Source organism: Nioella ostreopsis (genome assembly GCF_004000255.1).
Lineage (GTDB): Bacteria > Pseudomonadota > Alphaproteobacteria > Rhodobacterales > Rhodobacteraceae > Nioella > Nioella ostreopsis.
The window spans coordinates 26,079-50,299 of the sequence record NZ_RCIQ01000020.1; the positions used below are offsets into that span (position 1 = coordinate 26,079).

27 protein-coding genes are annotated in these 24,221 nt (G+C 63.4%); 4 read left to right on the forward strand and 23 right to left on the reverse strand.

Annotated elements, in window-relative coordinates; translation table 11 throughout:
• Positions 1 to 149 precede the first annotated feature (149 nt).
• A complete protein-coding gene (locus tag EP237_RS17755) occupies positions 150 to 575 on the forward strand; it encodes an ester cyclase (protein ID WP_127562238.1) in 426 nt (141 codons plus the stop codon).
• A gap of 68 nt (positions 576 to 643) precedes the next feature.
• Here EP237_RS17755 and EP237_RS17760 read toward each other — a convergent pair whose 3' ends face one another.
• The 9 genes from EP237_RS17760 to EP237_RS17800 form a co-directional block, all read right to left on the reverse strand.
• Positions 644 to 1,540 (reverse strand): fatty acid desaturase, encoded by an 897-nt coding sequence (locus tag EP237_RS17760; protein WP_127562239.1) that lies wholly within the window; start codon positions 1,538 to 1,540, stop codon positions 644 to 646.
• A gap of 1 nt (position 1,541) precedes the next feature.
• A complete protein-coding gene (locus EP237_RS17765) occupies positions 1,542 to 1,961 on the reverse strand; it encodes a cupin domain-containing protein (protein ID WP_127562240.1) in 420 nt (139 codons plus the stop codon).
• A 100-nt stretch (positions 1,962 to 2,061) separates the two neighbouring features.
• On the reverse strand, positions 2,062 to 2,991 hold the full coding sequence (locus EP237_RS17770; RefSeq protein WP_127562241.1) for a sterol desaturase family protein: 930 nt from the start codon (positions 2,989 to 2,991) through the stop codon (positions 2,062 to 2,064).
• The gene (locus tag EP237_RS17775; protein ID WP_127562242.1) at positions 2,988 to 3,380 is read right to left on the reverse strand and encodes a hypothetical protein; all 393 of its coding nucleotides are present in this window, start codon (positions 3,378 to 3,380) and stop codon (positions 2,988 to 2,990) included. Before EP237_RS17775 ends, EP237_RS17770 begins: the two co-directional genes overlap by 4 nt.
• A 65-nt stretch (positions 3,381 to 3,445) precedes the next feature.
• Positions 3,446 to 4,444 (reverse strand): alpha/beta fold hydrolase, encoded by a 999-nt coding sequence (locus EP237_RS17780; RefSeq protein ID WP_127562243.1) that lies wholly within the window; start codon positions 4,442 to 4,444, stop codon positions 3,446 to 3,448.
• 3 nt (positions 4,445 to 4,447) lie between these two features.
• On the reverse strand, positions 4,448 to 5,722 hold the full coding sequence (gene eno, locus EP237_RS17785) for a phosphopyruvate hydratase (protein ID WP_127562244.1): 1,275 nt from the start codon (positions 5,720 to 5,722) through the stop codon (positions 4,448 to 4,450).
• 181 nt (positions 5,723 to 5,903) lie between these two features.
• The gene (locus EP237_RS17790; protein WP_127562245.1) at positions 5,904 to 6,302 is read right to left on the reverse strand and encodes a hypothetical protein; all 399 of its coding nucleotides are present in this window, start codon (positions 6,300 to 6,302) and stop codon (positions 5,904 to 5,906) included.
• Positions 6,303 to 6,501: 199 nt separating this feature from the next.
• Entirely contained in the window at positions 6,502 to 7,932 is a 1,431-nt protein-coding gene (locus EP237_RS17795; RefSeq protein WP_127562246.1) for a glycosyltransferase family 4 protein, read from the reverse strand.
• 80 nt (positions 7,933 to 8,012) lie between these two features.
• Complete coding sequence (locus tag EP237_RS17800) at positions 8,013 to 8,891, reverse strand: DMT family transporter (protein ID WP_127562247.1); 879 nt, start codon at positions 8,889 to 8,891, stop codon at positions 8,013 to 8,015.
• Positions 8,892 to 9,052: 161 nt separating this feature from the next.
• Here EP237_RS17800 and EP237_RS17805 point away from each other — a divergent pair, with 161 nt between their 5' ends.
• Positions 9,053 to 10,231, forward strand: coding sequence for a hypothetical protein (locus EP237_RS17805; protein ID WP_127562248.1), 1,179 nt, complete (start codon positions 9,053 to 9,055; stop codon positions 10,229 to 10,231).
• On the opposite strand, the gene EP237_RS17810 is transcribed toward EP237_RS17805, so the two are convergent.
• From EP237_RS17810 to EP237_RS17825, 4 genes are all read right to left on the reverse strand, one after another.
• Positions 10,228 to 11,103, reverse strand: a complete 876-nt coding sequence (locus EP237_RS17810; protein ID WP_127562249.1) for a DMT family transporter — start codon at positions 11,101 to 11,103, stop codon at positions 10,228 to 10,230. The two genes, EP237_RS17805 and EP237_RS17810, sit on opposite strands and share 4 nt — an antisense overlap.
• Before the next feature lie 71 nt (positions 11,104 to 11,174).
• Entirely contained in the window at positions 11,175 to 11,525 is a 351-nt protein-coding gene (locus tag EP237_RS17815; RefSeq protein ID WP_127562250.1) for a hypothetical protein, read from the reverse strand.
• 20 nt (positions 11,526 to 11,545) lie between these two features.
• A complete protein-coding gene (locus EP237_RS17820; protein WP_127562251.1) occupies positions 11,546 to 11,959 on the reverse strand; it encodes a Fur family transcriptional regulator in 414 nt (137 codons plus the stop codon).
• Positions 11,960 to 12,040: 81 nt separating this feature from the next.
• The gene (locus EP237_RS17825; protein ID WP_127562252.1) at positions 12,041 to 13,099 is read right to left on the reverse strand and encodes an ankyrin repeat domain-containing protein; all 1,059 of its coding nucleotides are present in this window, start codon (positions 13,097 to 13,099) and stop codon (positions 12,041 to 12,043) included.
• A gap of 226 nt (positions 13,100 to 13,325) precedes the next feature.
• On the opposite strand from EP237_RS17825, the gene EP237_RS17830 reads away from it, so the two are divergent.
• Complete coding sequence (locus EP237_RS17830; RefSeq protein ID WP_127562253.1) at positions 13,326 to 14,222, forward strand: DMT family transporter; 897 nt, start codon at positions 13,326 to 13,328, stop codon at positions 14,220 to 14,222.
• Here EP237_RS17830 and EP237_RS17835 read toward each other — a convergent pair.
• Positions 14,191 to 14,913 (reverse strand): endonuclease/exonuclease/phosphatase family protein, encoded by a 723-nt coding sequence (locus EP237_RS17835; RefSeq protein WP_127562254.1) that lies wholly within the window; start codon positions 14,911 to 14,913, stop codon positions 14,191 to 14,193. The two genes, EP237_RS17830 and EP237_RS17835, sit on opposite strands and share 32 nt — an antisense overlap.
• A gap of 96 nt (positions 14,914 to 15,009) precedes the next feature.
• Here EP237_RS17835 and EP237_RS17840 point away from each other — a divergent pair, with 96 nt between their 5' ends.
• Positions 15,010 to 15,657, forward strand: a complete 648-nt coding sequence (locus EP237_RS17840) for a DUF2238 domain-containing protein (protein ID WP_127562255.1) — start codon at positions 15,010 to 15,012, stop codon at positions 15,655 to 15,657.
• Here the strand turns inward: EP237_RS17840 and EP237_RS17845 are convergent.
• From EP237_RS17845 to EP237_RS17885, 9 genes are all read right to left on the reverse strand, one after another.
• The gene (locus EP237_RS17845; protein ID WP_127562256.1) at positions 15,654 to 17,081 is read right to left on the reverse strand and encodes a protein adenylyltransferase SelO; all 1,428 of its coding nucleotides are present in this window, start codon (positions 17,079 to 17,081) and stop codon (positions 15,654 to 15,656) included. The genes EP237_RS17840 and EP237_RS17845 overlap by 4 nt on opposite strands.
• 26 nt (positions 17,082 to 17,107) lie before the next feature.
• Positions 17,108 to 17,581 carry a GNAT family N-acetyltransferase gene (locus EP237_RS17850; RefSeq protein WP_127562257.1) on the reverse strand — a complete coding sequence of 158 codons (474 nt, stop codon included), beginning with the start codon at positions 17,579 to 17,581 and terminating at the stop codon, positions 17,108 to 17,110.
• Positions 17,578 to 18,516, reverse strand: a complete 939-nt coding sequence (locus EP237_RS17855) for a nucleoside hydrolase (protein ID WP_127562258.1) — start codon at positions 18,514 to 18,516, stop codon at positions 17,578 to 17,580. Before EP237_RS17855 ends, EP237_RS17850 begins: the two co-directional genes overlap by 4 nt.
• Before the next feature lie 140 nt (positions 18,517 to 18,656).
• Positions 18,657 to 19,028: a hypothetical protein gene (locus EP237_RS17860; RefSeq protein WP_127562259.1), complete on the reverse strand. Its 372-nt coding sequence runs from the start codon at positions 19,026 to 19,028 to the stop codon at positions 18,657 to 18,659.
• Positions 19,029 to 19,091: 63 nt separating this feature from the next.
• Positions 19,092 to 19,838 (reverse strand): ABC transporter ATP-binding protein, encoded by a 747-nt coding sequence (locus tag EP237_RS17865; protein WP_127562260.1) that lies wholly within the window; start codon positions 19,836 to 19,838, stop codon positions 19,092 to 19,094.
• A complete protein-coding gene (locus EP237_RS17870) occupies positions 19,835 to 20,617 on the reverse strand; it encodes an MlaE family ABC transporter permease (RefSeq protein ID WP_127562261.1) in 783 nt (260 codons plus the stop codon). The genes EP237_RS17865 and EP237_RS17870 overlap by 4 nt, the downstream gene beginning before the upstream one ends.
• The gene (alr, locus tag EP237_RS17875) at positions 20,614 to 21,657 is read right to left on the reverse strand and encodes an alanine racemase (RefSeq protein ID WP_127562262.1); all 1,044 of its coding nucleotides are present in this window, start codon (positions 21,655 to 21,657) and stop codon (positions 20,614 to 20,616) included. Before alr ends, EP237_RS17870 begins: the two co-directional genes overlap by 4 nt.
• Before the next feature lie 30 nt (positions 21,658 to 21,687).
• Positions 21,688 to 22,641, reverse strand: coding sequence for an isopenicillin N synthase family dioxygenase (locus EP237_RS17880; RefSeq protein WP_127562263.1), 954 nt, complete (start codon positions 22,639 to 22,641; stop codon positions 21,688 to 21,690).
• A 10-nt stretch (positions 22,642 to 22,651) separates the two neighbouring features.
• A complete protein-coding gene (locus EP237_RS17885) occupies positions 22,652 to 24,148 on the reverse strand; it encodes a replicative DNA helicase (protein ID WP_127562264.1) in 1,497 nt (498 codons plus the stop codon).
• Between the last annotated feature and the right edge of the window lie 73 nt (positions 24,149 to 24,221).

The following is a 24,221-nucleotide window of genomic DNA, read 5'->3' on the forward strand; positions in this document are numbered from 1 at the left end:
GAGACGGATGAGGCGTCAACCTGACGGGCCCGTTGAACCCGGCGAGACCGTCCGGATTTCGGCTATGGGCGCAGAGGGAGTTTGCAATAGAGGGGCCAAGGGCTACAGATAGCCTATCTAAAAAAATATTTAAGAACTGGACCAATGCCATGCATCCGACCGAAAAGATTGTTCGACAGTTTCACGAGTCATGGGATCTGCGAGATCCTGATCGTGGGGCCGAGGTGATCGCAGACGACTGCGACTTCGAGGATATCGCCCGCTGCGAGAAGCTTCCCGGCAAAGCGGCTTACAAGGCCGACTACGACCGCTGGCGCGAGGCTTTCCCGGATGGGCTTTGCAAGGTCGAAAACGTGATCGTCAGCGAGGATGGGCAATGGGCGACTGTTGAGTTCCGCAATACCGGCACTCACACAGGTGTGCTGCGATCAAGTCTTGGGGATTTTCCACCGACCGGGCGCAAAGCCGAGGTTCGGTACTGCTCTGTCATGCGGGTCGAAAACGGGATGGTCGTTGAGGGCCGAGACTACTACGACAGCGCGACAATCGCGAGGCAGCTGGGGCTGGTGGACTAAGAACAGGGGCTGTCAACCTCCCCGTGGTCAACTCGGATGCGCAAGTGGGAGGTTCGCAAAGGCCGCCTCTACGCCTGAGGACGAAGCCCCTTTGCGTAGTCCTTCGCGAAGGCCGGGTAGCTGGGCGAGGTGCTTTTCAGGAGCGGCGCGAGATCGCGGTTGAGCTCCGGCAGCTTGTGGAAGGGCACATTCGGGAAACTGTGATGTTCCGCGTGGAAGGGCATGTTCCACGCAATGAAGCGCACGGGCCAGCCCGCATAGGTGGTGCGGGAGTTTTCCAGCATGTTGGCCACCGGCGGACAGCGGCCATGTTCGGCCAGAAGGTAGAGCCGCAGGAAAGGCTGGCCGATCAGCACCGGCATGATCCAGAGCCAAAGGGCTATGGGCGACCAGATGAGGCTGAGAAGGATCAGCGCATAGAGCACCAGCAACACCCGCGCCTCGCGCCGGATCGCGCCATGCTGGCGGGCGGGCAGGTAGGGGGCGTCGCTCCTGCCAAAGGCATTCCGCAAGAGCGTCCCCGCCATACCGCGCCAATAGCCCCAGCCACTGAGGTAGATCAGGAATTGCGGCCATGTCTCCGGCCTCGGCCCGTGTTCCAGTTCCGGGTCGCGCGTGGGGTCATTGGTGAACTTGTGATGGGCGAGGTGGAAATAGCGGAACCATGTGAAAGGCAGCATCAGGGGCAGGCTGGTGGCATGGCCCACGGCATCGTTCAACCATCGCGTCCTGAACGGCGTGTAATGGGTGCATTCATGGCTGAGGGTGAAGAGGAACACCGTCAGAATGCCAAGTGGCAGCAGCGCCAGCCACCAGCCGGGCCAGCCCATGAGGATTGGCAGCGCGCAAGCACCCAAGGCCGCAACATGCCCGGCAAGATGCAGCAGCCCCCGCAGGTCGGATCGTTCCTGCAACGCCTCTTTCCGGTCGGCGGGCAGGGCGGCGAGGGCGGCTTTGTGATCCATCTCAGCCCCGCGGGATGTCGAAACCGGGGGCGGCCAGCTCGAACCCCTCGAACCGGAAGCCGGGGCTGACCGTGCAGCTGACCAGCGTGTATTCCCCCGTCGTGCGCGCCGCCTGCCAGTGATGTGGCGGCACGAGGATCTGCGGGCGGCCCTGGGTCAGATCGGGCGTCAGCAGGTGATCCATCGCCGGGCCGTCTTCCGTTTCGCTGATCGAAAGGACCAGAGGCGCGCCCGAATGGTAGAGCCAGATCTCGGCGGCATCGACCCGGTGCCAGTGGCTCGCCTCGCCCGCTTTCAGCAGGAAATAGATGCATGTGCCAGAGGGGCGGCCCTCATTCTCGGCCACCCAGGTTTGCCGGTAATGCCCGCCCTCTGGGTGGGGTTCCAGCGAAAGCGTGGCGATGATCTCATCTGCGGTCATGGACTCTCCCCTGGTTCGGGGTGAGCCTATTCGAACGCCGCAAAGAGGCAAGGGGCAGGGGCGGAGGTGGGCAAACTGCCCACCCTACGCAGGCGCTGGCTCAGTCGAAGCCCGGCGTGCCCCGATCCTCGGGGTGACGCTGCAGGTGGCTCGCCTTGATCCCTTCGGAGGTCTGGCGGCTGCCGTCATGGCTCCAGCCCGGGGGCGCGACGGCATACATCAGCCGTTCGCGCAGCGTGAGGCCGCGCTGCGTCATGTCCTTGAAGATGCCCACCCATTCATGGAAGGCCACGCGCAGCGGGTTGAAGGTGCCGAGGTTATGGACGAGCCCGTAATCCACGCGCTCCTCCTCCAACTCCGGCACGAAGGTGCCGAAGAGCTTGTCCCAGATGATGAAGACGCCCGCGTAGTTGCAATCGAGATAGCGCGCGTTGCGGCCATGGTGGACGCGGTGATGGGAGGGCGTGTTCATGATGGCCTCGATCCACCGGGGCAGTTTGCCGATCGCCTCGGTATGGATCCAGAACTGGTAGATGAGGTTCAGACCACCGACGAAGAGCACCATCGCGGGATGAAAGCCCAGAAGGATCAAGGGCGCGCGGACGACCATCATGAAGGTGAATGTATAGGTCCAGGTTTGGCGCAGCGCCGTGGTCAGGTTGTAATGCTGGCTGGAATGGTGGTTCACGTGGCTGGCCCAGACCCACCGGATGCGATGCCCGAACCGGTGCACCCAGTAGTAGCGTAGATCATCCAGCACGAAGCACAGCGCCACGACCCACCACGCATTGCCCAGGTCCAGCGGCGTGATCTCCCACAACACCATGAAAAAGCCCCAGGCGATGAAGCCAAGCGCGATGCCGCTGGCCACATTGCCCGCGCCCATGATGAGCGAGGTCACCGCGTCGCGGGTTTCATATCGGCCGCCCTTGCCCTTGAGGACAATCCACAGAAGCTCCACCAGAATGGCGGCGATGAAGAAGGGGACGGCGTATTGCACGACATCGGGATAGGTCAGTTGGTCGGTCATGGTCTCTCCGACAGGATCTGTTGCCAGCGGGCGCGGGCGGCAGGGTCGAGCGCCACATCGAGGCGCGGCGCGGCGAAATCGTGAAACAGGATGCGCAGGCCGCCGGGGGTGTCCCGGATCTCGGCCCCCTCCAACCGGTGCGCGCAGCTATCGGCGCCAAGGGCGAAGACGATGCCGGGGCCGGTCGCTGTTTCGATCAGGGCGGCGGATTTGTCGGGCGCGATGTGGATGGCGGAGACCTCATACTCCGGGAACTGGCGCAGCCAGGCGGCGCGGACGACAGCGTCAGAGTCGAAGCGCAGTGGTTTCGACAGGCCGAACATATAGGTCAGCAGCGCGATCAGGCCGATGCCGCCCACCACGAGAATGATCAAGATGTGAAGGGGCATGGCCCGTCTCCTCCCGGCCCATATCAAACCGGGCCGGGATGGGGGCTGTCAAACATGGCGTGGCGTCAATTTCCGGCGCTGAGGAAATCGCGGATTTCGGTCAGGGTCGCCTCGGGCGCGTCATCGACACTGTCATGGCCAGCATCGGGGATCACGACAAGCCGCGCGTCCGAATAAAGCGGCAGATGCCCGCGCTGGTGGTCTTCGCCGATCCAGGTGGAGCAGGCCCCCGCGATCAGCAGGACGGGTCCGGGGAAGCGATGCGCCTCAAGCCCAAGCGCGTCAAATCCCGCAGGCCCTGCACGGCTGGACACCGCCTGACCCGCAACCCCGCCCGCGCGCCAGGACGGGCTGTCATAGCTTTCGCCGGGGCAGGTATAGCCGGTCAGCGGGTCGGAGGCGAAATATCCCATCATCCGGCCAATCAGATAGTCCTGCGCGGCGGCCTCGTCCGGGCCTTCCACATGCGCCGATTCAAACCCGGTGCGCAGCCCGCGCCAGAGCAAGGCGGGTTGGCGGATGATCTCTTGCGACCGTGCGCCCCAGGCGGCGGCGGCCTCTGCCGACAGGAAGCCCGGCTCGATCAGAACCGCTGCTGACACCCGGTCGGGGTGCGCGCCAAGGAAGGCGCTGGCCAGCATCGCGCCCCAGCTGTGGCCGATGAGGATCGCGGGCGCGTCGGGGCTGACGTGGTCCAGCACGCCGACCAGTTCATCGAGATGGGTCTGAAGCGTCAGCGCCTCTGCGGGCACCCGTTCCGACAAGCCCGCGCCGCGTTGGTCGTAGAAGGTAACGTGATAGCGGTCAGACAGTGCCTGCAAGGGCAGGAGAGACCGGTAATCCGCACCCGGCCCGCCGTGCAGAACGACTATCGCCGGATTGGCGGGGTCACCGAAGCTTTCCGCGTGGAGCGTGACCCCGCCCACCTCGATCCGGGGCAGGGCGGGGTCATCGGTGACGGTGGCGGGCACGGGGTACTCCCCCATGGTCCCGACATAGAGCGCCCCCACTGCGAAAAGCAGGAGCGCGATCAGAAAGCCTATGCCGCGAAGAACCCGCCGCATCGCTTAGCGCAGGATGGAGCGGCCCGCATATTCGGCCGTTTCACCCAGCATTTCCTCGATACGGATCAGCTGGTTGTATTTCGCCAGCCGGTCGGAGCGCGCCAGCGACCCGGTCTTGATCTGCCCGCAATTGGTGGCGACGGCGAGATCGGCGATGGTCGCGTCCTCGGTCTCGCCCGACCGGTGGCTCATCACGTTGGTCATGCGGTTGCGATGCGCCAGATCGACGGCCTTCAGCGTTTCGGACAGGGTGCCGATCTGGTTGACCTTCACCAGCATGGAATTGGCGCAGCCACGCTCGATGCCCATGGCCAGACGCTTGGGGTTGGTGACGAAGAGGTCATCGCCCACGAGTTGAACGCTGTCACCAAGCCGGTCGGTCAGCAGCTTCCAGCCTTCCCAGTCATCTTCGGAACAGCCGTCTTCGATGGAGAGGATCGGGTAATCGGCACAGAGCGCGGCGAGGTAGTCGACATTTTCCGCAGGGGTCAGGCTGATGCCTTCGCCCGCCATCTCGTATTTACCATCCTTGAAGTATTCGGTCGCGGCGCAATCGAGCGCCAGCATGATGTCGTCCCCGGCCTTGTAGCCCGCCTTCTCGATGGATTTCAGGATGAAATCGAGCGCGTCGCGGGTGGAGGACAGGTTGGGGGCAAAACCGCCCTCATCGCCTACGCCCGTTGCCAGCCCCGCTGCGGACAGCTCTTTCTTCAGCGTGTGGAACACTTCCGATCCCATGCGCACCGCGTCGCGGATGTTGCCCGCGCTCACTGGCATGATCATGAATTCCTGAATGTCGATCGGGTTGTCGGCATGTTCGCCGCCATTGATGATGTTCATCATCGGCACCGGCAGCACGCGGGCCGAGGTGCCGCCCACGTAGCGGAAAAGCGGCTGGCCGGTATACTCGGCGGCAGCCTTCGCGACAGCCAAAGACACGCCCAGAATGGCGTTGGCGCCGAGGCGGCCCTTGTTCTCGGTCCCGTCAATCTCGATCATCGCGGCGTCAATGGCGGCCTGTTCGGTGGCGTCGAAACCCAACAGGTTTTCTGCTAGTTCACCATTCACGGCGGCCACGGCCTCCAGCACGCCCTTGCCCATGTAGCGGGACTTGTCGCCATCGCGCTTCTCCACGGCCTCATGCACGCCGGTCGAGGCACCCGAGGGCACGGCGGCGCGGCCCATGGTGCCGTCTTCCAGGGTCACGTCGACCTCAACGGTCGGGTTTCCGCGGCTATCGAGGATTTCGCGGGCGTGGATGTCGATGATGGTGCTCATGGGGATCTATCCTCAAACGAACAGGAACGGGTCGCGCTGACCTATAGCAGGGGCGCGGCGAAAGTAAACCGTTTATGATAGCGCTAACGGTCCTTGTTTTTATGAGCTTGCCGAGTGTTTGCGCCAACATGGCAAAAAAAACTATCATAGACACTGTGTGAACAGAAGATGCACTGCTTGATCAGCTTTCATTGTTCTGGTTTTTGCAGATTTGCGCCTGCCTGTCATTGTCCGCCAGCAATTGCCAGATCGGCAGATACGGGTTGTCGCGCCCACCGAGCGGGGTCAGGTCCGGCTCCAGGATGGCATGAAACGCCCTTGCATTCTTGGTGCCAAAGCGCTCGTCGTCCAGTAGAATGATCCGGCGGCGGACTCTTCCGCAGCCGGGATAAAGCTCCCACATCTTGAGACCGATCTTGGCGCCATGGGCATCGAGCAAATAGCCCGCAAGCACACCGGAATGGGTTGTGTTGTTTTTACTTATCCCGAGCCCTTCTCCACCGTCCCAACGGTCGCTCGGGCGACCATCGCGATGCATGAAACTGGCCACGGGCGTTCCCGGCGGCAAGGTGACGGACATGGCATTGTGGCCGCGGCGCCAATTTCCCACCGTTCGCATTGCGTTTACCGCCACCTTGGGCAGCACTACGCATTCATAGCATTTCCAATACGCAACATGCGCATCCAGCCAAGCCTGCAGTTCCGGGTCGAACCATCTGACAGGAGAGCCAGGCTTGGCCAATGGCGGACGGGGCGGGAAAGGATGATCGCTCATCGTTTTAGCGCTGCTGATCAGTTCCGCCTATAAGCAGCGAAAGCTGTCGGACCTGATGCTCAAGCACGCTCATGCCCAGGCCCTTAAGATGTGGATTTGCTGCCATATAGGCCTTGGAATCGATGCCTGGGGCCGGTTCTCTGCCCTCAAACGCACCATAGCGCAGGTAGTGGTCCAGCGGGTCCATCCGGGTTTGGCCGACATCGGGGTAGGTCGCCACATACCAATCCGGGTCGAAAAGCCCGGACTGGCGAATGGTCTCGCGCAGGTTCTCGGGTGACGGATTTTCAGCAAGCCCTTCGGTCAGCCCGCTTTTGCGCAAGAGGAGTTCCGACAGTTCACGAACGCGACGTTCATTTGCGGCGGCTTCATGGTGCAGTCGGGCGTTTTCCTTGCGTAACCGTTCCAGTTCGGCGCTGTCTTCGTTCGACTGATGCCACATGGCGTCGACATCCACCGCGAGGCCTTCAAGATAGCGATCAAGGCCGCAATCTGCCGAGGATGCCTGCGCTGCGGCATCGGCATAGGTGCGAAGAAATGCGTCGATGGCGCGTGGCAGATCGAATTCCCTGCGAACCTGATCTGTGACAGAGGTGATGTCTTCTTGGGACCACGCCTTCAGCTCGGACGCGAGCCATTCGCGATCGAACCGGTCACTTGACGTGAAATATCTTGGACTGAAATTGGCCGCGCCCCAGTCTTTCAGGTTGCGCTTGGTGATAAGATGACCGGCCAGCTGAGGGACGATCGGGATCACGGCGCACCCGGCGGCCATTGCCTCTAGGGCCGACCGCCCGACGGCAAACGCGATATCGTAGTCGGGCAGGAAGTATTCTGGCCGCGGTCGCGGGTTGTTGAACGCATAGCCAACCTTGGCAAGACTGAGCCCGTTCGCGTCGCAGGCATCTTCCAGCGTTTTCAACTCTTCCGGGTAGAATCCGCCCTGTCCATAAAGCACGGCCCGCATCGGCCGACTGCTTACTTTACGGACAAACGAGAAACGCTCACAGTCAACGAAGTTGGGAATGACCACGACCCGTTCTACGGGGATGTCGCGTTCGCTTGCCAGACGCGGTGCCAGTCGCTGCGAGGTGACAACATAAGTCCGGATGCGATCATGCAGTGGAACCTGTTCCACCCAGGGGCGCGCGCCGTGCCAGCAATAGACCATCGGAACGCCGCTGAATTTGGCGAGAGCCGCCATTGCAGGCAGATGATGCTGGCCATGAATGACGTCAGGCCGCCACGGCAGATCGTCAAGCTTATCCTTGACCGGAATACCGCTCGGCGTGATCAGTTTTGCAATGCGGCCCGGACGCGGACAATAGACCGCGACCTCGTGCCCGCGGCTGGCAAGAGACCGGGCAAGCTCTGCCGTGAAGAGTTCCGAGCCTCCGAAGCGTTCCAAGGCGCGTTGTGTAATGAGTATCTTCATAAAAATTTCCCCACTTCCGAATGAGACTGGAAGCCGGTGAAAATGTAAACAAATTTGTGGTTTGATGCGTCCGTGGCCGCTCAGGCCAAGCGCGCGGCCCTGCCTATTTGCCGTTCGCGCAGGAAGGTATATATCCCCGTCGCAATCACCAAAGCTGCGCCGGTCAGCGTCAGCGCGTCGGGCTGTTCGCCGAAAACCAGAACGCCCGCCAGGATTGAAAACACCAGCCGTGTATAGCGAAAGGGCTGCACGGCAGAGGCATCTGCGACCCGCATCGCCTGCACGATGGCATAGTAGCCGGTGACCGAGAACACGAGTGTCGCGGCGATTAACGCGTAGTGGCGCGGTTCCGGCAGGGCCATGCTGTCGCCTTGCAGCCAAAGCAGAAGCGCGCCGGAAAAGATGACCGAGGCGAAGCCCTGGAAGGACACGACGAGAGAGCTGACCTGAGGCGAGATGAACCGGGTCGACAAATCCCGTACCGCGATGGCGGCCACGGCGACCAGAACGAAGAGCGTGGCAGGCTCGAACCCGTCGAGGCCGGGCCGGATGATCAGCAGCACCCCGCAGAAGCCGACCAGAATGGCGCTCCAGCGTCGCCAGCCGACCTTTTCACCCAGAAACAGTGCCGCCCCCATGGTGATGGCCAGCGGCGTGGCCTGAAACACGGCGGCCACGGTCGAAATGTCGATCAGCGCCAGCGCGGTGACAAAGGTCGTTGCGGCCACGGCCTCGGACAGGGCACGGAGGATGGCCGGGCCGCCCCAGGCCTCCCGCGCGAAGAGCGACTGGCGGCGGGCGGTGGCGAGCGCCGCAAAAACGAGGCTCGCCCCGATCCCGAGCGCAACAAGGATCTGCCCGGTGGGAAACCAGGTGGACAGGTGCTTGATCAGCGCGTCTTCCGCCGTGAAAGCGGCCATCGCCCCGATGATCAGCAAGATGCCTTGCAGGTTGTTCATGATATCTCCGCGCGTGCTGGCCCTGCAAAGACCATCCGACCAGCAAGCGCAAGGTGAAACGGCCAGCGGTGCGGATCATCCGGTGATGATCTGGATCAATGGGATTTCTTCGACGGCAGGGCATTATCCGCGTGAGCAAAGGATCTACAGGAGGTCTGGGGATGATCGGCCGACGCGGGTTTTCAGTGCTTTTCCTGGTGCTTGGATTTTGGCTGTCAGCGCTGCCCGTCAGGGCAGAGGTTGCTGTGCATCTTTTCTGGCAGCAGGGCTGCCCCTTCTGCGCCCTCGCCACGCAGGAGCTGACCCGGATCGCCGATGAAGACCCGGAGCTGACGCTCAACCGGATCGAAGTGGGCGGCGTGGAGGAGAACGACGCGCTTTTTCTGTCGGTGGTGGAGCATTTTGGCATCGACAGCCCCGGCGTGCCGCTGGTGGTGATCGGCGGGCGCTACGAGATCGGCTATGCGGGGAACCGGACGCTCGATCAATATGCAACGATGATCAGCGCCTGCCGCGACGCGCCTTGCGTGGATGTGATCGCCGAACTCCGGGCCGGGGCCGAACTGGCCCCATCCGAGACCCAGCCAGAGGACATCACCGGCATCGTCACCCTGCCGCTGGTGGGGGACGTGGATCTGTCGGTACTCTCCCTGCCGGTGCTGACCGTTGTTCTGGCCGCTGTGGACGGGTTCAACCCCTGCGCCATGTGGGTGCTGGCACTGCTGATCGGGCTGCTTCTGGGTGTTGCCGACCATCGCCGGATGTGGCTGCTTGGGGCGGTGTTCCTGCTGGCTACGGCGGCGATGTATTTCGCCGTCATGGCGGCCTGGCTGAACGTGGTGCTCTGGATCGGGGCTGTGGCCTGGATCCGGGTGGCGATCGGGGGGCTCGCCATTGCGGCGGGCGGGTATTACCTGCGTGAATACTGGACCAACCCCGAAGGCGTCTGCCGCATCACGCCCTCGACCCGGCGCAAGACGATCAGCGAAGCCTTCCAGTCGATGATCGAACAGCCGAGCCTTCTGGTTGCCGCGCTCGGCGTCGCGGCGCTGGCGGTTGGAGTCAACCTGGTGGAACTTGTGTGCTCTGCCGGGATTCCGGCGATCTACACGCAGGCGCTGGCCATGCATGACCTGCCGGGGCCGAGCTATTACGGCTACCTGATGCTCTACCTTTCGGTATTCCTGCTCGATGACACGGTGCTGTTTGTCGTGGCAATGGTGACGCTGCGCCGGGCGGTGGCCACGGGGCGCTATGCCCGGCTGTCCCATCTGATCGGCGGTGTGGTGCTGCTGGCCCTGGGCGCGGTGATGGTGCTGCGACCCGATCTTTTGGGTTAGCGGCGGGAATGCAGCCGTTCGCGCCATGCGGAATAAAGCCCCGCCGCAAAGATCAATGCGGTCCCGACATAGGACAGGGCGTCGGGCCGTTCGTGAAAGATGATCAGGCCAAGCACCAGCCCGAAGACCAGCCGCGAATAGCGAAACGGGGTAACGGCGGAGATTTCCCCCACCCGCATGGCCGCAGTTATGGCGTAATAACCCGCGATGGTGGCAAAGATGGCAAGCCCGAGTGTGGCCCAGTCACCAATTGTGGGCCAGAGCGGCGGGGTTCCGAAAGCAATCAGCAAGGCGCCGGTGGGGACAAGTGCGAAAAAGCCGATTGTCGCCACTTGCAGATTGTCCAGTGAGGCCGGGGCCGCCCGTGTCGCCAGATCACGGATCGACAGCCCCATAAGCGCCACGATGATCCACAGCGCCTGCGGCGAGAAGCCCTCGAACCCAGGCCGCAGGATGACCAGAACGCCAAACAGCCCGACGAAGATCGACAGCCAGCGGCGCGGGCCCACCTGCTCACCAAAGACATAGGCCGCGCCCATGGTCACCACCAGCGGCCCGGCCTGCAGGATCGCGGTGACCAGTGACAGAGGATTGAGCGTCAGGGACAGGACCATACCGACACCGGCCATGATCTCGGCCACAAAGCGCAGGGCGATGGCGGGATGCCAGATGGCACGAGGCAGAAGCGGCAATCCACGCGCCCGCGTCCAGATCGCAAAGACGATTGTTCCCACAATCCCCATCGTGCCCATGATCTGCCCCGGCGGCACTGCGCCAGACAGCAGTTTGATCCCGACATCGCCAAGGGCAAAGGTGGCCATGGCCAGCAGCATCAAGGCGATGCCGCGCAGGTTGTCGGAGGCAAGGGGCATGGATGCAGTTCCGTTGTGATCTCTCACTGGTTACGCGCCCTGCCGGGCGGGCACCAGCCGAAAGACGCGACTTACGAGGGATCGTTGGGTCCGGGGCGCGAGTCGTCTTGCAGGACGCCGATCAACAGCGCCAAGGCCAGGAACCAGCCTATCACCGTCAAAACCAGCCACCAGCCGCCCGCGGTAATTCCTGCGAACCCGATGAAATAGAGTGCGACCACGGCAACGCCCGCCAGATTCAGCTTGTTATCCTCCGGGTCACGGCGCTCCCGGACAGGAAAGGTCATCGCGATCAGTGCCATGATAGCGAAACCGACCGGTGTCCACGCCAAGAGACCGACCCCGGCGCGCCCCAAGACAAGTGCAACGACCAGGAGCAAGACCGAGAGCCCGAATAGCCGTTTCCAGTTGGGATGGGGCATGGTGGGCTCCTTCCCGGAGATCAGCTGCGGCGGATCGGTACGCCGTAAAGCTCAAGTTTATGGCCCTTCAGCCGATAGCCGAGCTTTTCTGCAATCTTTTCCTGAAGCGCCTCGATCTCGGGATCGACGAATTCGATCACCTCGCCCGAATGCATGTCGATCAGGTGGTCGTGGTGATCACGCTCTGCATCTTCATAGCGCGCGCGGCCATCGCCGAATTCCAGTTTTTCCAGAATGCCCGCCTCTTCGAACAGCTTGACCGTGCGATAGACCGTGGCGATCGAGATGTTCGGATCCTGCCCGCTGGCGCGGTTATAGAGCTCTTCCACGTCGGGATGGTCCGAGGACTCCTCCAGCACCTGCGCGATCACCCGCCTTTGTCCGGTCATGCGCAGGCCTTTGGCCTCGCAGCGCTGTTCGATGGTCTCAGGCATCGGCGGTCCCTCTGGGTCGTCTTGGGGGTGGGGTCTATCCGATCCGGGCATGGATCGGAAAGCCTTTTTGCGTGTGGTGCGTCAGGAAATCCGGTGCCAGCGCATCGTCTTGAGGCTCAAAGCAAAGCGGTCTTGATTGGCGCGAAAGCCCGGCTCGATGCAACCGCCCGAGACGATGATCTGACCGCCCTGCAACTCCGCCCGGTGGCGGTGGATCCAGCCGGGATTGTCGCCCGTTGTGTCGACCGGCGTCACGCGCCACGTTTCGAGGTCGAGGCGCAGGACGGGCGTCACACCTTCCTTCGGCTGAGTTCGGTAGCCAAGGCAGCCAATGATCAGGATGTGATCATCCAGCAACGTCGCACTGTGGAAATCGGTCGGGGGGAAATCCTCAACCGGGTAAAGGAAATAGTCCACACTGCCGTCACCACCTATCACGCAGACATCATTGTAGATGCAGAAATCGCTGTCGTAGGAATCCTCGTGTTCACCCGCGATCAGCACGAAGCGGCCGTCGGGCAGGCGGGTGACGCTGCGCCCGAAGCGATCAAAGCTGAAGATCGGGTGCATGCTGCGCTGGTCGGCAGGATCCCGGCCGGCGATCTTTGCCCCCCAATAGGCGGTGTGAAACGTCCGGATCTGGTCAAGGAAAAAGGGGTTGTCGCAGGGTTGCGGATTGCGGATGCCGCGCTGCGCCGTGAAAAACCTGTCGGGCATGTCGGGGGGCACCGGCGTTTCGGGGATCCGGTCGGTGCCAAGCGCCGCCGGCAGATCGTCGCGGTCGAAGCAGGTGGCGTCTGCGCCATGCTCCATCAGCAAGTGGATCATCTCCGGTTGACCGAAGGCCGCTTCGTAGGCACCGGTATGGCCGGTCAGCGGATCGGTCGGCGCGGCGCCATGGGCCAGCAGCAGTTGGGCGATGTCATAGCGGCGCCAGCCAATGGCACGCTCCAGCAGGCTGCCCGTCGAGCCGTATTCATCGGTGAGGACGCCGTTCACCTCGGCCCCCGCCGCAAGCCTGTCGTGAATCTCATCCCAGGCCAGTTGCAGGATCTCGCGATCCTCCTCGGTGGCGAATTTCTGATCGGTCTCCAGCACCACCAGGAGGGCGCTGGCCAGCATCGGGTCGGGGGCGGTCATGGATCCAACTCAATCTCCGGGTCGCGGCCTGCGTGAAAGGTCAGCGGGTGGCTCTCTGCTCCGACGGACCCGGCCAGCAAGTCAAGAGGGCTGATCTGCAAGGGCGGCATGGCTACGTTTCCTCACGGTACGAATGGTGTCTTTTGAATATCATGGGCAAGCGGTGCTTGACACTGACCATGGGTCGGGTCTTGTGGGCTGATGGTTCACTTGTGAAGGACAAGTTATGGAGCGCAAGACCTCGCTGGACACGTTCGGGATCCTGTCCCTGACCGGGTTCGCGGTGCTGCTGGGCGTCAATCAGGTGGCGATCAAGCTGGGCAATGGCGGGTTTCAACCGGTCTTCATGGCCGGCATCCGCTCGCTGGGGGCGCTTCTCGTCCTGCTGTTGTGGATGCGTCTGCGCGGGGTGGAGTTTCGCATCCGCCCGGGCACCGTGCCATCCGGGATTTTGCTGGGTGTTCTCTTTGCCATCGAGTTTTCATGCATTTTCTTCGCGCTTGACCTGACCACGGTGGCGCGCACCTCGATCCTGTTTTACACCATGCCGGTCTGGCTGGGCTTCGCCGGGCATTTTTTGCTCGAGGGCGAACGCCTGTCCCCGATGAAGCTGGCCGGGCAGGGGTTGGCGGTGCTTGGTGTGGCCATTGCGGTGCTCGACCGGGGCGGACCGGGCGACGCGTCGCTGTTGGGGGACGCATTGGCCCTGTTGGCCGCAATGTGCTGGGCGGGGATTGCGCTGCTGGCCCGTGGGGCGCCGGTCAGCAAGACCCGGCCCGAGATGCAGCTGTTCTGGCAACTGGCAATCTCGGCCCCGCTGCTGCTGATCCTGTCGCTGTGGTTCGGGCCCTTCATCCGCGATTTTGAGATCTATCACCTCGGGCTGCTGATCTTTCAGATCGTCTGCATTGCGTCATTGGGGTTTCTGTTCTGGTTCTGGCTGTTGTCGGTCTATCCGGCCTCCAGTGTTGCCTCGTTCAGCTTTCTGACACCCATTCTGGGGGTGATCCTGGGATGGGCGCTGCTTCGCGAAGATCTGGGGGCAAGCATCATCATTTCCCTGACGCTCGTCTGCCTTGGGCTGATCCTGATCAACCGTCCAGCGAAAGATCGGCCCAGATAGGCAGGTGGTCCGAGGCGCGACCCGCCTCGCCAGACCGGCACACGCCCATTTGCCGGATGCAAAGTCCCGGTCCTGTCGCAATCCGGTCCAGCGCGGCCACCGGGCGGCGGGCGTGAAAGCTGCGGCCGGGATTGTGGACAATGAAATAGGGGTCGAGCGGGGCAAAGCCTTCCTGCGCGGCCCATTCGTTCAGATCGCCAAGCAGCACCGTGGGCACATGATGGCGGAGGTTCAGAGCCGCCATGATCTGCGTCATTTGCCGCTGCCGGTCACGGCGGCGCAGGCCAAGATGGGTCGCCACCACGCGCAGCGGCCCCGATGGCCCGGTCAGATCCGCAATCAGCGCGCCGCGGGGTTCCAGCCCCGGTAGCGGCAGGCGATGCAGATGATCCATCCGCCAGGATGGGGCCAACAACAGCCCGTTGCCATGCCAGCCAAGGCTGACCCTGGTTTCCGCGACCGGGGCGGGAGACAAGCCCGCCGCTCGCGCGATCACCTCGCGGGGGAGGGAGGTGGGGCGCGGCGGCAGGCGCTTGTCGATCTCCTGCACTGCGATCACATCCGCCCCAAGCCCCGCCATCACCCGCGCCACCCGATGCGGATCGCGCCGCCGGTCGAGCCCGACGCATTTATGCAGGTTGTAGCTGGCCACGCGGATCAGGCCCGGGGGCGTCTTGGGCGGGTAGGGCATATCCGTAGTTTGCGCGGCTCAGCGCTCTGCGCAAGCCCTGCCATTGCACCGGCGCAGCAAGCGTCTATCTTGAGAAGCAAGAGGGGTATGCACCCGATGCAGGCGTTCAGGAACCAAAGCCGGCTGACCTACCTGATTTGGGGCGGTCTGGCGCTCGAAATCATCGCGGCGCTGATCACCGGGCGCTGGACGGCGGCCTTTGTGGCCTTCGGAACGCTTGGCCTGTCTATGACGCCGCTTTTTCTCGCTTCGCGTCTGCATATCCATTTGCCGAAAAGCATTGTAGCGTTGGCGGTGGCCTTCGTCTTCGCGACGATTTTCCTGGGCGAGGTCTTCGATTTCTACGAACGGCTCTGGTGGTGGGACATTGCATTGCACGCGCTCTCTGCCGTGGGGTTCGGCATCGCCGGGTTCCTCTTCGTCTTCATCCTGTTCGAGGGCGATCGCTACGCCGCACCGCCCTGGGCCATGGGGCTTCTGGCGGCCTCGATCGGGATCATGATCGGGGTGCTGTGGGAGATCTTCGAATTCGCCATGGACCAGGCGTTCGGTCTCAACATGCAGAAATCCGGCCTGCCCGACACGATGGGGGACCTGATCGTCGACGTGATCGGTGCCAGTCTTGGCGGCACCATGGGCGGGCTATACCTGCGCGGGCAAGCGCTCGGGTCCGTCTCGGCGCTGGTCGATGAATTCGTGGCGCTCAACAGCCGCTTTTTCAGACGCTTCCGCCGCAAGCGCTAGGTGCCGCAGAACGTGGCCTGAACGATTTCCTCCGGGGCGGGGGCGGCCATCAGCTCGGCATGGTCGGGCTGATCGTCATAGGGCCGGGCGAGCACGGTCGTCAGCCGCTCGAACGGGGCGTAATCGCCGGAAACTGCGGCTGTAATGGCCTCTTCCACCCGGTGATTGCGCGGGATGAAAGCGGGGTTCGCGGCCTGCATGCGCGCGACCCGTCCCTCTGCCATGGTGCGGGCCTGCCAGCGCGGCAACCATTCGTCGAACTGGGTGGGGTCGGTGAATTCTGCGCGGGCATCTTCCGGGGACTCACTGGACAACGCCCTGAACACCCGCGTGAAATCGGCATTGCCCTTGGCCATGCGCATCAGCAGGTCATAAGTCAGCGCGACATCTTCTTCCTCTGTCTGCGCCAGCCCGAGCTTGGCGGCAAACTCCGCCTCCCAGGCCGCGCCAAAGAGGTCGGCAAATCCTTCGATCACCCGCGTCGCGACTTCAATCGCCTCCTTATGGGCCATGCCCATGATCGGCAGCAAAGCGGTGGCGAATTGCGCAAGGTTCCACACCGCAATCTCGGGCTGTTTGCGATAGGCGTAGCGCCCCATCCGGTCGATGGAGGAAAAAACCGTATCGGGGTGGTAGGCATCCATGAAGGCACAGGGGCCATAGTCGATGGTCTCGCCTGCGATGGACATATTGTCGGTATTCATCACCCCGTGAATGAACCCCACGCCCATCCATTTCGCAATCAGCCGCGCCTGCGCGGCGACCACCGCCGCCAGCAGATCGAGCGGCGTTTCCGCGTCGGGGTAGTGGCGGGCGATCACGTGATCCGTCAGCGCCTTCAGGGCTTCCTCATCGCCGCGCGCTGCGAAGAACTGGAAGGTGCCGACGCGAATATGGGAACTGGCCACGCGGGTCAGCACCGCGCCGGGCAGTACCCGTTCGCGGTGGACCTGCTCGCCCGTTGCCACCGCCGCCAGCGCCCGCGTGGTGGGGATGCCGAGCGCGTGCATCGCTTCGCTGACCATATATTCGCGCAGAACGGGACCGAGCCAGGCCCGCCCGTCGCCCCGGCGTGAAAACGGCGTGGGGCCAGAGCCTTTGAGCTGGATATCCTTGCGTTGACCCGAGCGGTCGAACACCTCCCCGAGCAAAACCGCCCGCCCGTCGCCAAGCTGCGGCACCCATCCGCCGAACTGGTGACCGGCATAGGCCTGCGCCAATGGTGCGGCACCGTCCGGCACGGTGTTTCCGGCCAGCATGGCGACCCCGTCAGGCGAGGCGAGTGCGGCCGGGTCGAGACCGAGGTCGCGGGCCAGACCCTCATTAACCTTAATGAGAGACGGAGCACGCACTGGCGTCGGTGCAAGCGCCGCGAAAAAGCGGTCGGGCAGGCGGGAATAGCTATTGTCGAAGGCGATCTGCATAGGGGTGTCCTCTTACCCTGCAATAGTTAATGTCCCTCGGGCGCAATGCCAGAGGGCAGAAGGCAGGACATCAGATCATAGCCCATGAAACTTTCGAACCCGAACCGCGCATAGAGCCTGCGGGCGCCGTCATTGTCGGGGGCCACGTCCAGATGAATCGCAACAAGATTTTCGCCCTCTGCCCAGTCCAGAAACGCGGTCAGTGCCTTGGCCCCCAGGCCTTTGCCCCGGTGGTCATGGTTAACGAAGATCTCATCAATCGCCGCCTCCCGGCCACCAAGTTCGATGGAGTAGCCGAAGGCGATGGCCAGATATCCCGCAGGCTGATCGTTGTGCAGGATCAGCCAGATGCGGCCCCGGTCAGGGTGATCCAGCAGCCCGCGCAGCGTATCGGAAAGGGCTGAGGCGGGGCGCGGTGTGATCCCCTCATGGGAATGATAGCTGGCCACCATGTGCAACAGGTCCGGAAGATCGGCGGATGTCGCGGGGCGCAGGCTCACAGCCGGCCAATCCGTTCGGTCAGCAGGGCAAAGAACCCGTCGGCATCGAGATCGCCCATGAACATCGCATTGGGGGCCCGGTCGGTTACCCGCCACCAGTCCGCAACAGTCATGCCTCGGGTCAGGTCCGATTGCGTTTCGATCTCCACATTGACATGCCGTCCAGTGAACAGCTCGGGCCGGATCAGGTAGGCGATGACGGTGGGATCATGCAGCGGCGCCCCGGCGGAGCCGTATTTTTCCTTGTCGAATCGTTCGAAGAAATCGGTCCATTCCGCGACCACGCGGCCTGGGTCGGTCCCGAGCGCGCGAAAGGCGTCGTTGCGGGCGGCGGTGACCAGGGCCTTGTGGGTGACGTCTAGTGGCATCACCACGATGGGAATGCCGGATTTGAACACGATTTCAGCGGCTTCCGGGTCGACGTAAATGTTGAATTCTGCTGCGGGCGTGATGTTTCCCACCTCGAAATAAGCGCCGCCCATCAGGACGATTTCTTGCACCTTTTCGGCGATGTCGGGCGCCTTTTGCAGGGCCGTGGCTATGTTCGTCAGCGGCCCGAGGGGGCAGAGTGTGACGGTGCCAAAGGGCTCCGCTCGCAAGGTGTCGATGATGAAATCCACCCCGTGCTGGTCTTGAAGGGGCATCGCGGGTTCCGGCAGGTCCGGGCCATCCAGACCGGTCTTGCCATGCACATGTTCCGCAGTCACCAGTGTATGGGCAAGCGGCCGGTCACAGCCGGCAAAAACCTTGACATCCGCCCGGCCCGCGACCTCGCAGACCTTGCGGGCGTTCTTGGCGGTCAGGTCCAGCGGCACATTGCCAGCGACGGCGGTGATGCCCAGAAGCTCGATCTCTTCCGGGCTGGCCAGCGCCAGAAGGATGGCGACCGCGTCGTCCTGTCCGGGATCGGTGTCGATGATGATCTTGCGGGGCATGGAACCTCCTGTTTCGCGCGAGGTGCCAGATTATCCACGGACGCGCGCATTGCAACGCCTCCGGCGGGAGTATTTGGGCCAAGAAGAAGGGGGGCGCGGCGTTAAGGTTAACGGCGTGCAGGTCAGGGAGCGTTAACCTTCTAAACGACGCCCAGTTGCCACAGGATAAAAAGTGTCAGCGCTAGAGTGATGGCCCCGCGCAGGGCCAGTTCTCGCCAGTTGGGGCTGTGCAGGTCCGACAGACCCTTGTGAAAACCGAAGGCGAAGCCGCCCGCAATCAGCAGGGTGGCGAGAGGGACGTAGTCGAACAGCCCAAGTGTGCCCCCCGCCACAAGCAGGATCAGGCCGGCCACCGCCGGCGGCACGGCGCGCCTTGCAAGGTTCAGGATCATCCCCTTGCGCCGCGCGGCCATTTTCTCACCCACCAGTCGGCGCAGCCAGGACAAGCCGGTGAGGATCGCATAGAAGCTGAGGAATACAGCAAGCGGCAGGATGAGGGCGAAGAGATCCATGAGCGGAGTCCTTGTGGGTTACCCCGACCTATTCCTGCTCTGCCCAGACCGCCAGATGGCAGGTCAGCGCACCGCCTCGATCGGGCCGTCCGCCGATCCGGTGATGAACTGGCGCAGGTAGGGGTCATCGGCGCTGTCCATCTCACCCACCGGGCCTTCCCACCGGATCACGCCGCCATGCAGCATGGCGACACGGTCGGCGATGGCCCGCACGGAGGACATATCATGGGTGATGGTCATGGCCGTGGCACCCATTTCGACCACGATCTCGCGGATCAGCTCATTAATGACGCCCGCCATGATCGGGTCGAGCCCGGTGGTGGGTTCGTCGAAGAAGATCACCTGCGGCTCGGCGGCGATGGCGCGCGCGAGGCCCACCCGTTTCTGCATGCCACCGGACAGCTCCGCCGGGAACTTGTCGGCCACATCCGGCGTCAGGCCGACGCGGCGGAGTTTTTCCACGGCAATTTCTCGGGCTTCGGTAGCGGGCCGCTTCAGGGAGCCCCGCAACAGGCGGAAGGCGACGTTCTGCCAGACCGGCATGGAATCGAAGAGCGCACCGCCTTGAAAGAGCATCCCGAACTTGGCAAGGAAGGCGTCCCGCTCGGCCCGAGCCACGTCTTCGCCGTCCAGCTTGATCGTGCCGCTATCGGGTTTCACCAGCCCCAGGATGCATTTCAGCAGCACCGATTTGCCCGTGCCAGAGCCGCCGATGATTACGGTCGAGGTGCCGCTTTCCACCGTCAGATCAACGCCTTGAAGGACGTTGTTTACACCGAATGACTTATGAAGGGAGGCGATCTCGATCATGATGTAAAGAACAGCCCCGTCAGCAGGTAGTTGGCGGCAAGGATCAGGATCGAGGCGGAGACAACGGCATTCGTCGTGGCCCGTCCCACGCCCCGTGCGCCGCGGCCCGAGTTCATCCCGTGATAGCAGCCCATCAGCGCCACGATGAAGCCGAAGACCGCACCCTTGATCAGGCCCGAGACCACGTCCCAGGTTTCAAGGAAATCGGCGGTGTTGTGCAGATAGTTGGCTGGGTTGAAGCCAAGCCGCGTGGTGCCCACGAGGTAGCCGCCAAAGATGCCGATGGAATCGCCTACGGCGACCAGAATGGGCAGGGTCAACGTGGCGGCCAGAACGCGCGGTACGGTGAGATATTTCATCGGGTTGGTGGAGAGCGTGACAAGCGCGTCGATCTGCTCGGTCACCTTCATCGTGCCGATCTCGGCGGCAATGGCGGCGGCGACCCGGCCCGCGACCATGAGGCCGCCCAAGACAGGGCCAAGTTCCCGCGCGATGCCGATGGCCACGATCGACGGCACCACGGTTTCGGCGTTGAAGCGCGAGCCGCCCGCGTAGATCTGCAACGCCAGCGCACCACCGGTGAAAAGCGCGGTCAGGCCGACCACGGGCAGCGACAGCCAGCCGATCTGAAGGATCTGCACCATCAGTTCGCGCGGATACCAGGGGGGCGTCAGCATGTGGCGCAGCAGTTGCGCGGCATAGATCGCGACCCGCCCGATGGAGGCCAGAAGCGCGAGGGTGGAGCGGCCGAGCGCCGCGAGGGGGGCGGTCAGGATCACGCCGCGTCTCCGCTGTAGCGGCGCGCGTATCGGGGGCCGAGCGAGGTCAGGATTTCATAGCCGATGGTTGCGGCCTCATCCGCCAGTTGGTCGACGGTCTGATGCGGCCCGAGAATGTCGAGATGGTCGGGCACCTCGTCGAGCGTGGACACATCGACGGTCAGCAGGTCCATCGACACGCGACCGGCCAGCTTGCAGGGCGTATCCCCGGCCCAAAGCAGGGCTTTGTCGCTCATGTATCGGATTAGCCCATCCGCGTAACCCGCTGACAGTGTGGCGATTTTAGATTTTCTTTCGGCCGTCCATCCTGCGCCGTAGCCAACGGTTTCCCCCGCACTGACATCGCGAACCTGGATCACCGGCAGGGACAGTCGCACAACCGGGGTCGCATCGGCAAAGGGGAAGCCGCCATAAAGACCGACGCCCGGACGGCAGAGGTCGAACTGATAGTCTGGGCCAAGCAGCACGCCACCCGTGGCGGCGAGGCTGCGGGGCACAGTGACACCGGCGGTCATCTCGGTGAAACAGGCCAGCTGCGCGGGGTTCATCGGATGGGCAGGCTCATCCGCGCAGGCGAGGTGGCTCATGACCAGCGTCAGCGGCCCGGCCTCCAGATCGCTCCGCAGGGTGGCCCAGTCGGCGGGTTCCATGCCGAGCCGGTTCATGCCGCTGTCAAGCTGCACACCATAGGCGGCGCCGGGCAGGGCGACGCGGTGGCGGGTGACCTGTTCGGCGCTGTTCAGCATCGGGATCAGGCCCGCCTCGCGGATCAGGGGCGTGTCGCCGTCCATGTGGCCGGAAAAGACATTGATCTCGAACCCGTGGCCAAGCGCAGCGCGCAGCCGGATGCCTTCCTCGGCGGTGGCGACGAAGAAGCGGCGCACGCCTGCGCGGGTCAGCCTCAGCGCCACCTTGTCCGCACGAAGCCCATAGCCGTCGGCCTTCACCACGGCGGCGGTCTCAACAGAGGTTTTTGCATCCAGCGCGGCCCAGTTGGCGGCGATGGCATCAAGGTCGATATGAAGCGTTCCGGTAGCCATGGCGCCTTGTTCCGCGCGCAGGCCGAACGGTCAAGCCCCCTTGTCGTCCTTGTGGGCGTCATAGCCCGCTTCCAGCTCGCTTCGGAGGAAATCGGCGAAGCGGAGCGGCGGAAACAGCGGCGTGCCGGTGCCGGGCAGGGGGACGATGTCGGTGTTAACGTTTGGATCGTAGAAGAAGGGGCAGGAATAGCGTTCGCGGCCAGAGCGGTTGATGACCCGGTGCGGCGTGGACAGAAGCCGCCCGTTCGACATCCGGTGCAGCATGTCGCCCACATTGACCACGAAAGCGCCCTTAATGGGCGGTGCATCCACCCAGTGGCCCGCAGGCGTCATCACCTGCAACCCGCCCACATCGTCCTGCGCCAGAAGGGTCAGGCAGCCGAAATCCTTGTGCGGGGCAGAGCCGTACAGGTCTTCGGGCGCCTGCGGCGGCATCGGCGGGTAATGCAGCAGCCTGAGCCAGATCGTAGGTTCGTCAAAGGCGCGCAGGATCGTGTCGTCCTCCACCCCGATCGCCTGAAGGGCCAGTCGCATCAGCCGCGCGCCAAGGCCGCTCATCGCGCTTGCATAGGCCTCGCAGGTCGCTCGGAAGCCGGGCAGGTCGGGCCACTGGTTGGGACCCGAGAGGTAGACGGTAGGGTCATGCGCCGCATCCTCGCGCATCATCATGAAGCTGGCGGACTGGTTGGGCTTGGTGACCTCGGCCAACTCGGTCGTCACGTCGGTCGAGGTGTTGATCGCGATATAGCCGCGATGGTTGCGGTTCACTGAGATGGCCTGCTTTTCAGCCATGGGCAGGGCGTGAAACCGGCGGGAGGCCTCGAAGATGCCCTCGCACAGCTCCTCGGGGATGCCGTGATTGACCACGTAGCCGAAGCCCGTTTCGCCATAGGCACGGGCGAAATCGTGGGCCAGATCGGCGGTGTCGCGCCCCTGGGTCAGGGGGGCGAGGTCCAGAACGGGGATATCGGTGAACTCGGCCATCGCCCGCGCCTCAGAAGCCCTGATCGCCACCCTGTTGCCAGGGTTTCACGAGATTGCCAAACCGGGTGAAGCGGCCATCGAAGCTGAGGTCGATGGACCCGACCGGCCCGTGACGCTGCTTGCCGATGATGACCTCGGCCTTGCCGTGCAGCTGTTCCATGTCCTGCTGCCATTGCGCCATGGCTTCCAGGTTCTCTTCGCCCGGTTTTTCCCGTTCCTTGTAGTATTCACCCCGGTACACGAACATCACCACGTCGGCATCCTGTTCGATGGATCCGGATTCGCGCAGGTCGGACAGCTGCGGACGCTTGTCTTCGCGGCTTTCCACCTGGCGGCTGAGCTGCGACAGCGCGATCACGGGGATGTTCAGTTCCTTGGCAATGGCCTTCAGGCCTTGGGTGATCTCGGACACCTCGTTCACCCGGTTGTCGGCTTTGCCCGACCCGCGCAGAAGCTGAAGGTAGTCCACGATGATCAGGTCCAGCCCGAGGCGAGACCGTTTCAGCCGCCGCGACCGGGCGGCCACCTGGCTGATCGGCAAGGCGGGGGTGTCGTCGATATAGAGAGGGCAGCTTTCCAGTTCCTGCGCGGCGCGCAGGTAGCGCTGAAACTCCTGTTCGTTGAGGTCCCCCTTGCGGATCAGTTCCGATGGCACCTCGGCCGCCTCGGACAGGATCCGCTGCGCCAACTGTGCGGCCGACATTTCGAGGCTGAAGAAGCCGACGACCCCGCCGGAAAGCGTGCCTTCCGTTCCATCGGGTTTGGGGCCACGCTTGAACGCCTTGGCGACGTTGAAGGCGATGTTGGTGGCCAGCGACGTCTTGCCCATCGACGGACGCCCGGCGAGGATCAGCAGGTCGGAATGGTGCAGGCCCCCCAGCATCTTGTCCATATCTGCCAGCCCGGTGGACAGGCCCGCCAGCCCGCCACCGCGGTTATAGGCGGCATTGGCGATCTCGACCGCATCGGTCAGCGCCCGCAGGAAGCTCTGGAAGCCCTTGGACGCGGTGCCGCTGGACGCGAGCTGGAAAAGCTGTGCCTCGGCATCGACGATCTGATCGTCGGGAGAGCTTTCGTCGCGCACCGTGGTGGCCTTGTCGGCGATGTTCTTGCCCAGTTGAATGAGCGAGCGGCGCAGGGCGAGGTCATGGATCAGTTGCGCATAGTCCCGGGCGGCCGTGGTGGCGATGGCTGACAATTGCAGCCGCAGCAGGTACTCCACGCCGCCGAGCGCCTTGAGGCCCTGATGATCGGCCATGAAATTCTTGAGCGTCGTGGCATCGGTCTGCATGCCCGAGGTGATGCGTTTCGAGGCAAGCTCGAAGATATCGGCATGGACGGGATCATAGAAATGATCGGGTTTCACCAGGTCTTCGATGCGATCCAGAACGTCGTTGGACGACAGAATCGCCCCCAGAAGCTGTTGCTCCGCCTCGACGTTCTGAGGAAGGTCAGCGGTTTCAGCAGCTTGCGGGAGATTGCCCGCCACATTGCTGATCTCGTTCATCGCTGATCCCCTGTTTTTTGACTGCCCCTGAGGCCCGTGTCATAGCAAATCGGCAGGCCGGGCGGCAATCTGG